Consider the following 10610-nt stretch of genomic DNA (forward strand, 5'->3'; position numbering starts at 1 on the left):
TCACTTCACCTTGAGCGGTAGCCCCGCCACCATCATCAGCACGCTGTCGGCAACCGCCGCGACCTGCTGGTTGAGCCGACCGGCTGCGTCGCGGAACCGGCGCGCCAGCGCATTGTCCGGCACGATGCCGAGCCCGACCTCGTTCGACACTACGAACCAGGGGCCGTGCGGCCGCGACAGCACCTCCGAGAGCCGCCGGCACTCGGCCTCGGTATCATGGTCCGCCAGCATATGATTGGTCAGCCACAATGTCAGGCAGTCGATCAACACCGGCTGATGATTCGGCAAGGCTTCGATCGCGCCGACCAGATCGAGCGGCGCATCGATGGTGACCCAGCCTTCGCCGCGCCGCGCGCGATGCAGCGCGATGCGCTCGCGCATCTCGTCGTCATAGGCTTGTGCGGTGGCAATGTAGGCCCAGGGCGACGGACTGGCCGTCGCCAGGGTTTCGGCATGCGCGCTCTTGCCGGAGCGCGCGCCGCCGATGATGAAGGTCAGCCGACCCTCTGCGCGATCAGGCAAAGCTGCCGCGCAGGCTGGTCGCCGTGCCGGTGAAGCGTCCGCGCACCACGCCGACGACGACACCCAGCACCAGCCAGAACACCAGGTCGGTGAGCGTCACCGCGACAACGAACTGGTGATGCAACCCTTCCGGGATTGCCGTCTCGAAGCTGTCGGGCTGCGGCGCGCCGACGATATGTGGCGCGACGATCAGCGCCACGCCCAGGATCGCCAGCGGCAGCGATCTGCGGAAGGCGATCAAGCCGAGGCCGGTCGCGGTCGCGGCCACGGTCGAAAACCACCAGACCTGGCGCGGCAGAAGTTCGGCCGCCGGCATCGCCGGCAGTTCGGGCGGCAGGCCGAGGCCCGGGGCCAAGGTGAACACGGCAAAGCCGGCAAGGCCCCAGAACACACCCTGGCGCCAGTTGCCGATGCCGCCGGCGAATTCGGAGACTGCGACCAGGATCAGCGCGAAGCCGATGCCGGTGACGATGTTGGCGACGACATTGAAAGCGAAGCGCTCGAAGCCGTCCGCCGGCGCCCAGCCTTCGTCCTCGACAGGAGCAGCCGCTTCGGCAGGCGCCGGAGCCGCGCTGCTCATCGCGTTGTCAGCCGGCGCGGCCGAGCTCATTGCATTGTTGTTTGCACCGGTGGCGTGGTCATGATGATGGCCGTCACCCGCCTTTTCGTAGACTTCCGCCTTCAGGATCAGCGGTACGGTCGCATAGGCCTGCATGCAGGCGAGCGCTACGCCCGCCACGAGCCCCGCGATCGCCGCGACGAACACGACGTTGCGAAACAGATTCATGATGTCAGGCCTTGTCAGTGGCAGGGAAAAGCCATCGAGTGGCGATAGTCGTGGGCAGCGTTGTGGACCGCATCGATATGCGAGAAGCCGACAAAGCCGACGACGAAAATGCCGAGCAGCGCTGCCATTGCCAGCTGCATGACGCGCGACTGCGAGGAGACGGAGGCGCCGAGAGAGACGGAAGCGGTATTCATGTCTTGTCCTTTCGCCCTCCACCCGAGGGCATCGAAGTCAACTTTCCCGTCGCCGGCAGGTCTCCTGGCTCGCGGATCCGCGCCCTTCTCCACCTTCCCGAGGAAAGATCCCCAGTGGTCTATGGAGAGGACTACCGCACACAGTTGCGGGGGCAGCCACGGCTTTGGGCAGGAAGTCCACCCTCACCGCATTCCCTCTTGGCTCCAAAAACGGAACCGACGACGGCGCCGACTATAGGCAGAATCGCTGCAGGCGGCAAACCAAATTCCGTCACGCCAGAGCGCGATTGCGGCACGGGTTGGCGAGCTAGGAAGCGGCGATGCGGTCGGCAACCAGCTGCTGCAATCGCCACAAATGCCGGTCATGGATGCCACGCGCTTCGAGATTCTTCACCGTATTGTAGAGATAATCGGCGCCTGAACCCCAATGGCCGCAGGACGTCGCCAGCCTTTCCACCACCTCGCTTTCACCAAGCGGCCCGGCATAGGTCGTGCCCTTGCGATTGATGACAAAGGCGAGCGCTTTCAACGGCCCCTTGTCGGTTGCGAGCTGCAGCAGGCGGGGGTGGTAGCTGGTTGGCTTCAGCGTCATCTCGCGGCGGAAAAGCTTGTCCAGCGCCTGCCGGCGGTCGCCACCGTTCAGGCGGAAAGCAACGCCCTTGCATTGGCCGCCACGATCCAGCGCCATCATCAGGCCCGGGCTCTGTTTGGTACCTCGCCAGCGGGTCATCTTCATGCAGAAAGAGCGATGCCAGCCGCGCGCCACGGCGACCCGCTCCTCGACATGTTCGATCTCGGGTTTCCAGATCAGCGAGCCATAGCCGAACAGCCAGAGCGGCCCGTCTGCGGGAAGCTCGGCCTCGAATGCATCGAGCATGGTTTCATAGTCGCTGTCGGAGAGATGCTGCGCGTCGGGATCTGGTCCGCCGTCTTCGACGACGCGAAAGCAGCGAGCCACCAGGTCCTCGGTAAGCGACATGATTCGTGCAGGCATGCTTTGCGACCCTCGCCGGCCGGCGAAGACACCGGCCTCCGGAAGCGACCTTAAGCGCGGTGCCGAAACACCACAATGGCTCCCGCAATTGACAACGGCCCAGGCCGGGTGTGGGCTGTCGCCGGCCAGGGAGAAGCCGATGCAGCCGAATCCGAGCGAATGGGACCTCTATAAAGGCCTGACCAGCCTAGAGCCGACATTGCCTGCGGCGGCCTATCGGGATGCCGGGGCGTACCAGCGTGATCTCGAGGCGATCTGGTACCGGAGCTGGCTGATGGTCTGCCGCGAAGCCGACCTTCCGGAACCCCTCGCCTTTCGAACCGTGCGCATCGGCTCGCAGGAGATCGTCGTGCTGCGCGACGAGACCGGGAGCTTGCGCGCCTTCCACAACACCTGTCGGCATCGCGGCTCGCAGCTTTGCCAGGAAAGCGCGGGACGGCTGAAAGCCCGGCTGCTCACCTGCCCGTACCACGCCTGGTCCTATTCGCTGCGCGGCGATCTCGTGCGCGTGCCGTCGAAATCGCTTCCCGAAGGCTTCGAGAAGGTCGACTACCCGCTCTACCGCGTGGCGTTGTCGATGTGGCGGGGCTTTGTCTTCATCAACCTCGCGAACGATGCCGCCGGCTCGGCGGACGCCTCCTTCGACCCGGCCTCCGGTGACCTTTCCAACTGGCCGCTGGAGACGCTTGTCACGGGGCACCGGCTCAGCAAGGTGATGAACTGCAACTGGAAAATCTTCTGGGAGAACTTCAACGAATGCCTGCACTGCCCGGGCGTGCACAGGGACCTGTCGCGGCTGGTGCCGATCTATGGCCGCGGCCTGATGGCAAGGCATGACGATCCGGAATGGGCGCGCCATGCCGACAATGACGCGCCGGAGTTTTCCGGCGGCCTGCGCGCCGGCGCCGAGACGTGGTCGCGCGACGGGCGTGTCCATGGCCCGGTCTTTGCCGGCCTGAAGCCGGCCGAGCGCGCCGCCGGCCAGACCTACGCCACCTCGCTGCCCTCGATGTTCATCGTCGGTCATGTCGACTATGTCCGCACGGTGCGGCTCACCCCGCTCGGGCCCGAGCAAACCGAGCTCACCGCCGAATGGCTGTTCGCGCCCGATGCGCTTGCGCAAACCGATGTCGACAACATCGTCGCCTTCGGCACCCAGGTACTCGAAGAGGACGCCGCGATCTGCGAGGTCAACCAGAAGGGCCTGCGCTCGATCCGACACGAGGCCGGCGTGCTGATGCCGGAGGAATATGACTTGCGCCGCTTCCACGAATGGGTGCGCGGGCGTCACGCAGCGCTCAAAACGACTTCGGCAGATAGCGCCAGGTGAAGAAACCGCAGAAGGCCGCCAACAGGCCGAGCGTGACGAAGACCGAGCCGAGACCGAAGAAGGTCAGAACCACCGAATAGATCAGCGGCGGCGTCAGCTCGGAGAAATCGAGATAGGTGCGGTAGACGGCCGCCATCTGTGCCCTTTCGTAAGAGCGCACCGAGCGCATGAAGGCGGTCGAGCCCAGCGCGTCGAGCGCGATGGTGAAGAGCGCGCCGCAAAGCAGGAAGGCGGCGGTGAGCAGTGGCGCGGTTTCGCCGACACCGCCCGCGGCAAAAAGCATTGCCGACATGGCGAAATAGGCGAAGGTCATGGTCCTGCGGCCGCCGAAGCGCTTTCCCGCCCTGCCCCAGAAGATCGCCATGAACAAGAGCGCGTTGCCTGCCGAAACCAGCAATCCGCCGGCAAGCTTGCCCTCGCCGGTGATGACCATGAACAGCGGACCATAGACGAAGAAGGTCGTCCAGAAGCAGGAGCGACCGAAGGCGATCAGCCAGGCGAGCCTGAGCCTTGGCTGCGCGAGGAAGCGGCCGATATTGGCGAGCGGATTGGCCGGCCGGCTCTTGCCGGGGCGGATCGACGGGTTGTCGCCCAGCCGGTAGATCCAGAACAGCGCGAGCAGCGCCAGCGCGAAGGCCACGACCGCGCCGTGCGCGGCATAGATGCCGAAGCGCGTGTAGAGGAAAATGCCGAGCGTCGGCCCGCCGGTCCAGGCAAACATCGACCACGCCATGCGCAGTGACTCCGCCTGCATGAAGTCGGTCTTGCGGATGTGGTCCATGATGTAGAGGTTGAGCGTGATCGACAGTGCGCTCGCCCCCATGACGCGGCAAAGCATCCCGGCGAGCTGCCCGGGCAGCGTATGGGTGACGAAGAAAACCGAGCCGAGCGCCAGCATCAGGCAGCCGGCGGTGTAGACCCAGCGCCGGGCGAAGCGGCGGATCAGCATCGGCATGAACAAAGTCACCGAAAGCCCGAGCAGCGACACGACGGTGTAGAGGATCGAGACGACCTGCTCGGCGTGCAGGATCTCATAGGCCTGGATCGGGATGACACTGGAGATCGTGGCGCGGGCAAAGGATTCGACCGCGTAGAGCGAGGCAAAGGTGCGCGCGTCGGCGGGCCTCAGAGCCGGAAGCCAGACCGGATGGCGCACATGGGTGGACATCGGCCCTCCGAAAGTGAATCGCTCGCCAATCTGGCCGGGCCACTTGGCGACCGGTAGCAGGAAATCGACTCCAGGAAGCCGAAAAGCGAAGCCGGTCAAAGGCTTTCCGCCGCTGGCCTAAAGCGGCTTGCCATGCCGCTGACGCGCGGCGCGGCCGCCGATGCGCCCTCTGTTGTTCGCCCGAACCGTGATAGTCGTTTTGCACCACTGAATCGGAATGCGAGATCATGAGCCTTCAAACGACGAGCGACGCCGTTCAGGACACGCCCAAGCACAGTCGCATCGTTGCCTTCGATATCCTGCGCGGCATCGCGCTGATCGCGATGGCGAGCTACCACTTCACCTGGGATCTCGAGAATTTCGGCTACACCACTCCTGGCCTGACCGCTTTCGGCTGGTGGAAACTCTATGCGCGCGGCATCGCCTCGACGTTCCTGTTCCTGGTCGGCGTCAGCCTGTTCCTGGCGCACAGCCGCCAGATCCGCTGGCCAAGCTTCTGGAAGCGTTTTGCCATGGTCGCAACGGCGGCGATCGCCATCTCGGCCGTCACCTACATCGCCACGCCGGACGGCTTCATCTTCTTCGGCATTCTGCATGAGATCGCGCTGGCAAGCCTGCTCGGCCTCGCCTTCCTCAGGCTGCCGGCGCTGCTGACGGCAATCGTCGCGGCAGCCGTGATTGCAGCACCCTACTATCTGCGGTCGGAAGTCTTCGATCATCCGGCGCTATGGTGGGTCGGGCTGTCGGCGACCAACCCGCGCTCCAACGACTATGTGCCGCTCTTCCCGTGGTTCGGCGCGGTGCTTGTGGGGATCGCGACTGTCAAGCTTGCTTCAGCTTCCGGACTTCTCGCGCGGCTGGGGACCTGGATGCCGGGCCGCTGGTCCAATCCGCTTATCTTCATCGGCCGGCACAGCCTCGCCTTCTACCTCATCCACCAGCCGCTGCTGTTCGGCTCGGTCTGGCTGTTTTCGCAGGTCATGCCGGCCCCACCGCAAGACAAGGACGCCGGCTTCCTGAAAGCCTGCCAGGCATCCTGCGAGCAGCAGCAGGACACGAAGTTCTGTTCCAGCTATTGTGGCTGCATGTTGGACACGCTGAAGGGCGAAGGGTCTCTCGACAAGCTCTACAGCAACGATCAGACCAGCATCTGGAAATCGCATCTGGCCGACCTCGCCAGCACCTGCACGGCGGCGACTGAAAGCAAGATGGAGGGAGGACAGCAATGACCGGCACCCAGCCGAAGCATGGGATCATCCCCTGGCCGCCCGTGATTTATGTCGTAGCGATCATCCTCAGCGTCGTGCTCGGCATGCTCTACCCGTTGCCCTGGATCGGCGACATCTTCGGCGACATCCTTGTCGGCGCCGGCTGGGTGGCTCTGTTCGGCGTCGCGGCGCTCTGGGTCACGGCTATCCGCACCATGGTGCGCGCGAAGACGACCCTCAATCCCAACGCCGAGCCCGACCACCTGGTGACCTCGGGCCCTTTCGGCATCACCCGCAACCCGATGTATCTCGCCAACACGATGTTGTTGATCGGCGTGTCCTTCATCACCGGGATCGCCTGGTTCCTGCTGTTTGCCTTCCTCGCCGCCTTCGCGACGCAGAAGCTGGCGATCGAGAAGGAGGAAAAGATGCTGGCGGCGAAGTTCGGCAAGAAATATCGGGACTATGCAAAAAGGGTGCGGCGCTGGATCTGAGCGCGGCAAAATCAGCCCACCGTTCGGCGTGACGCCTTTGCGGTGTCGGGCCACAGTTTCCGGCCGAGATAGAACAGCGCCGGGATCGACAGCACAATCGCCAGCACGACGGCCGGCCCCGCCAACGCAAAACGCATCGACGAAATATACCCCTCTTCAAACGCCCGACGCAGCAGGGCGACGGTGACCGGCAGGTTCAAGGCAAGGGCGGTCGCCGTGCCCGGCATGTAGCGGCGCATGACTATCGTGGCGAGGAGGTGTGGAAAGACCACATTGAGCAGCATCGCCAGCGCATAGCCGGACAACACATAAGCACCAAAGCTCTCCCGCCCCTGCACGGCAGCGAGCAACGCCGCACCACCGGCAAGAGCGGTGAGCGCGAACACGGCGAACCGGAATTCGCGCACCCCGACGGGCCTGTGCCAGCGCCCAGCCTGCTCCGACCAGGCAGGCAACAGAAATGCTTCTTCCAGGTTGTGGACGACGACTGCGGCTGCGAACAGCCAGGCCAGAATTATGAACACGGTTGATCGTTCGCCAGTTCAACGAAAGCAGGCGGCCCTTCAGGTGTTGACGCCGAGCTCCGCCAGCCGCTCCACGCAGGACTCCTCCGCCTGGTCGAGCTCGGCCAGCGTTTCCTCGAGGTCGCGCCGCTTCTGGCGCAGATCCTCGCGCTTTTCCTCGATGCGCCTGATCATCAGCTTGAGCTGGCCCACCTCGCCGGGCGGTTCCTTGTACATCTGGATGATTTCGCGGATCTCGGCGATCGAGAAGCCGAGCCGCTTTCCGCGCATGATCTGGCGGATGAGATGCCGGTCGGACGGCCGAAACAAACGCGTGCGCCCGCGTCTGATCGGCTGCACCAGCCCTTCGTCCTCATAGAACCGCAATGTGCGCGTCGATACGTCGAACTCGCGCGTCAGCTCGGTGATCGTGTAATATTCCCGCATTCTTGCTCCCACGCCCAAAACGTCCAGGCATCGCCACGCAGGAGCGTCGCCCTTCCCTCCGATCAAACCCCGTCATGTGCCGGAATCGGCATATGACCCCAAAACAACGTCGCACGGCATTTACGTAAAAGTCAATTGATGGCCTTATCCGGCCCCCCCGCCCAGGTGCAGCCACCACGTGGCGAGGCTGAGGAACGCGAGGAACCCGATAACGTCGGTGATCATCGTCGTGAAGATCGACGACGCAATCGCCGGATCGGCGCCGAGCTTGTCGAGGAACAACGGAATCAGGATGCCGCCGAGTGCGGCGGCCAACATATTGAGGATCATCGCCGCGGCGATGACCAAACCAAGATCGGCATTGTGGAACCAAAAGCCGGCGACCAGCCCGAGGATCGTCGCAACGACCCCGCCGTTGAGCAGGCCGACCATGACCTCGCGGCGAATGACGCGGCCGGCATTGTAGATATCGAGGTCGCGCGTGGCGAGCGCGCGCACCGTAACCGTCATCGTCTGCGTGCCGGCATTGCCTCCGAGCGAGGCGACGATCGGCATCAGTGCGGCAAGCGCCACCATTTCCTCGATCGTCGCGCCGAACATGCTGATCACCGAGGCGGAGATAAAGGCCGTGCCAAGGTTGACCAGCAGCCATGGCACGCGCGAGCGCGACGTCGCGGCTATCGTGTCCGACAGTTCCTCGTCGCCAACGCCGCCCATGCGCAGAAGGTCCTCCTCGGCCTCCTGCTGGATGACGTCGACGACGTCGTCGATGGTGAGCACGCCGACCAGCCGATCGTTCTCGTCGACCACGGCGGCCGAGAGCAGATCGTACTGCTCGAATTCGCGAGCCGCCTCTTCCTGGTCCATCGTGGCCGGGATGGCATGGCGCGTCTCATGCATCACGTCCTCGACCTTCACCGCGCGTTTGGTGCGCAGGATCTGGTCGAGGTCGATCGCGCCGAGCAGCTTGAAGCCCGGATCGATGACGAAGATCTGGCTGAAGCGGTCCGGGAGGTTCTGGTCCTCGCGCATGTAGTCGATGGTTTGACCGATGGTCCAGAACGGCGGCACGGCGACGAACTCGGTCTGCATGCGCCGACCGGCCGTCTCTTCCGGGTAGTCGAGCGCGCGCCGCAGCCTGATGCGCTCGGTGAAGGGAAGTTGCGAGAGGATCTCTTCCTGGTCTTCCTGGTCGAGATCCTCGAGGATGTAGACGGCGTCGTCGGAATCGAGCTCCTGCACCGCCTGCGCGATCTGCTCGTTGGGCAGGTTGTCGACGATGTCGAGGCGGATCGCCTCGTCGACCTCGGTCAGCGCGGAGAAGTCGAAATCGGAGCCGAGCAGATCGACCAGGGCGCGGCGCTGTTCGGGATGCAGCGCCTCCAGCAGGTCGCCCAGTTCCGACTGGTGCAGGTCGTCCACTTCCCGCTTGAGGGTGAGCGTATCGCGGTCCGCGATCGCCGCTCCGATCTGCGCAAGGAAGGAGGAACGGACAGCACCGTCCTCGCCATAGATGTCGGCGCCGTGCTCCTCGGCTGCCCTGGCGCCGATCGTCTCTCTGTCCTGGCCTTCCACCAGCGCCTCCGCCAACAGGAATCCGGAAAGGGTGCGAAATCAGGTCTAGAGCATGATTCCTGAAAGTGGAAACCGCTTTTGGGAAAATCCGGGGCCCATGCGGCAGATAGCGCGGCGACACGATTCGTCTCGGGAAGATGTCGCTCTAGCACGCGGAATTAACAACAAAATGCGCCTGCACCGCAGCCCCGATATGGCTGAAGTGGAAGCGATTCCCGTTTCAGTCGGCGCGACAGCACATGTCGCTGCGGAAAGAGCGCCGCTCTGCGGTTGGGGCAGAATTGTCATCATGCAGGTCCATAGCGGCCAGCAATCGCGCAAGACCGAAAGGACAAGCAGCAGGCCTTGAACCTCAAGTCCCGGAAAACGAACGAAGCAGGTGGCGAGCGGCGCGTTCGCGTTGTCTTGGCCGAACGCAATCCGCTCGTCATATCGGCGCTCCGCGAAATGCTGGAATGCGATGGGCGTTTCGAGCTCCTGAGTTCGGTGCAGAACGGCAAGCAATTCTTGGAACTGGCGGCAAGCACAAGGTTCGACGTCGCCGTCATCGGCTGGAAGCTTGCCGACATGGACGGCGCCGACATTCTCGCCGAAATCCAGAGCCGCAAGCTGGATGTGCGCATCACGGTCTTCTCCAACGACCATGACATCGGCATCCTGAAACAGTGCGTGCGGCTCGGCGCCCAGGGCTACTGCTTCCAGTTCGACGACCCGCCGATCATCTTCGAGACGATCCTGGCGGTCGCGCATGGGCGCATCTGCATCCCCTACATCGACATCAACAAGGTCAACGACACGCCGCTGTCGCAGCTCACCGTGCGCGAGCGCGAGCTGCTGGCGGTGCTTTCCGACGGTTGGACCAATCTCCAGATCGCGACCCGGACGGGGATCTCGGAGAACACGGTCAAGTACCACCTCAAGAATCTCTACGACAAGCTCGACGTGCGCAATCGCGCCATGGCGGTCGCGCTCTATGCGAACGAGAAGCGCCGCACCTCCAAATCGCCTTTCGGGTAGGCCGACCGGGTAGGTTCGCCCTACCCGCGCGCGGCGACAACTTACCCGGCAAGGTGTTGTTGCTCGACGTCATCGAAACGAAACTTCCTCCACCATCCCAAACGATCGGAGGAGTTCGCGCATGGCTGGGTTCACCCACCTTTTCATCCCAGGACCGACCAACATTCCCGAAGAGGTCCGGCAGGCCATGAACTTGCCGATGGAGGACATGCGCGCCGCCTCCTTCCCCAATCTCACGCTGCCACTGTTCGAGGACATCAAGAAGGTATTCAAGAACGAGACCGGCCGCGTCTTCATCTATCCCTCGTCGGGCACCGGCGCCTGGGAAGCGGCGATGACCAACGTGCTCAGCCCCGGCGACCGGGTGCTGA

Annotated in this window: 12 protein-coding genes, 1 pseudogene and 1 riboswitch; of the genes and pseudogenes, 5 read left to right on the forward strand and 8 right to left on the reverse strand. The window is 63.9% G+C overall.

The genetic code is table 11. The features are described from left to right. The 4 genes from cobU to EN853_RS27585 form a co-directional block, all read right to left on the reverse strand. Complete coding sequence (gene cobU, locus EN853_RS27570) at positions 1–522, reverse strand: bifunctional adenosylcobinamide kinase/adenosylcobinamide-phosphate guanylyltransferase (protein WP_127861962.1); 522 nt, start codon at positions 520–522, stop codon at positions 1–3. Next, positions 515–1309 (reverse strand): CbtA family protein, encoded by a 795-nt coding sequence (locus EN853_RS27575; RefSeq protein ID WP_127861963.1) that lies wholly within the window; start codon positions 1307–1309, stop codon positions 515–517. Before EN853_RS27575 ends, cobU begins: the two co-directional genes overlap by 8 nt. Positions 1310–1323: 14 nt before the next feature. Next, a complete protein-coding gene (locus tag EN853_RS27580) occupies positions 1324–1503 on the reverse strand; it encodes a CbtB domain-containing protein (protein ID WP_127861964.1) in 180 nt (59 codons plus the stop codon). Positions 1504–1539: 36 nt separating this feature from the next. Further along, a riboswitch (cobalamin riboswitch) is annotated at positions 1540–1739 on the reverse strand. A 71-nt stretch (positions 1740–1810) separates the two neighbouring features. Beyond that, positions 1811–2497: a gamma-glutamylcyclotransferase gene (locus tag EN853_RS27585; protein WP_127861965.1), complete on the reverse strand. Its 687-nt coding sequence runs from the start codon at positions 2495–2497 to the stop codon at positions 1811–1813. 139 nt (positions 2498–2636) lie between these two features. Between EN853_RS27585 and EN853_RS27590 the strand changes: the two genes are divergently transcribed. After that, a complete protein-coding gene (locus EN853_RS27590; RefSeq protein ID WP_127861966.1) occupies positions 2637–3827 on the forward strand; it encodes an aromatic ring-hydroxylating dioxygenase subunit alpha in 1191 nt (396 codons plus the stop codon). On the opposite strand, the gene EN853_RS27595 is transcribed toward EN853_RS27590, so the two are convergent. Further along, the gene (locus tag EN853_RS27595; protein ID WP_127861967.1) at positions 3796–4995 is read right to left on the reverse strand and encodes an MFS transporter; all 1200 of its coding nucleotides are present in this window, start codon (positions 4993–4995) and stop codon (positions 3796–3798) included. The genes EN853_RS27590 and EN853_RS27595 overlap by 32 nt on opposite strands. 227 nt (positions 4996–5222) lie before the next feature. Between EN853_RS27595 and EN853_RS27600 the strand changes: the two genes are divergently transcribed. Then, positions 5223–6224, forward strand: coding sequence for a DUF1624 domain-containing protein (locus tag EN853_RS27600; protein WP_127861968.1), 1002 nt, complete (start codon positions 5223–5225; stop codon positions 6222–6224). Beyond that, complete coding sequence (locus EN853_RS27605; protein WP_127861969.1) at positions 6221–6697, forward strand: isoprenylcysteine carboxylmethyltransferase family protein; 477 nt, start codon at positions 6221–6223, stop codon at positions 6695–6697. Before EN853_RS27600 ends, EN853_RS27605 begins: the two co-directional genes overlap by 4 nt. Before the next feature lie 11 nt (positions 6698–6708). Here the strand turns inward: EN853_RS27605 and EN853_RS27610 are convergent, their stop codons facing one another. The 3 genes from EN853_RS27610 to mgtE form a co-directional block, all read right to left on the reverse strand. Further along, positions 6709–7221 carry an HXXEE domain-containing protein gene (locus tag EN853_RS27610; protein ID WP_127861970.1) on the reverse strand — a complete coding sequence of 171 codons (513 nt, stop codon included), beginning with the start codon at positions 7219–7221 and terminating at the stop codon, positions 6709–6711. A 39-nt stretch (positions 7222–7260) separates the two neighbouring features. Continuing rightward, positions 7261–7647: a MerR family DNA-binding transcriptional regulator gene (locus tag EN853_RS27615; RefSeq protein WP_126088626.1), complete on the reverse strand. Its 387-nt coding sequence runs from the start codon at positions 7645–7647 to the stop codon at positions 7261–7263. A 144-nt stretch (positions 7648–7791) separates the two neighbouring features. Then, positions 7792–9222, reverse strand: a complete 1431-nt coding sequence (gene mgtE, locus EN853_RS27620; protein WP_127861980.1) for a magnesium transporter — start codon at positions 9220–9222, stop codon at positions 7792–7794. A 447-nt stretch (positions 9223–9669) separates the two neighbouring features. On the opposite strand from mgtE, the gene EN853_RS27625 reads away from it, so the two are divergent. Continuing rightward, positions 9670–10239, forward strand: a complete 570-nt coding sequence (locus EN853_RS27625; protein WP_245517207.1) for a response regulator transcription factor — start codon at positions 9670–9672, stop codon at positions 10237–10239. Between the two features lie 121 nt (positions 10240–10360). Continuing rightward, positions 10361–10610: pseudogene (locus EN853_RS27630) on the forward strand (serine--glyoxylate aminotransferase); the annotation flags it as partial.

It is taken from the genome of Mesorhizobium sp. M1C.F.Ca.ET.210.01.1.1, from assembly GCF_004791585.1.
GTDB lineage: Bacteria > Pseudomonadota > Alphaproteobacteria > Rhizobiales > Rhizobiaceae > Mesorhizobium.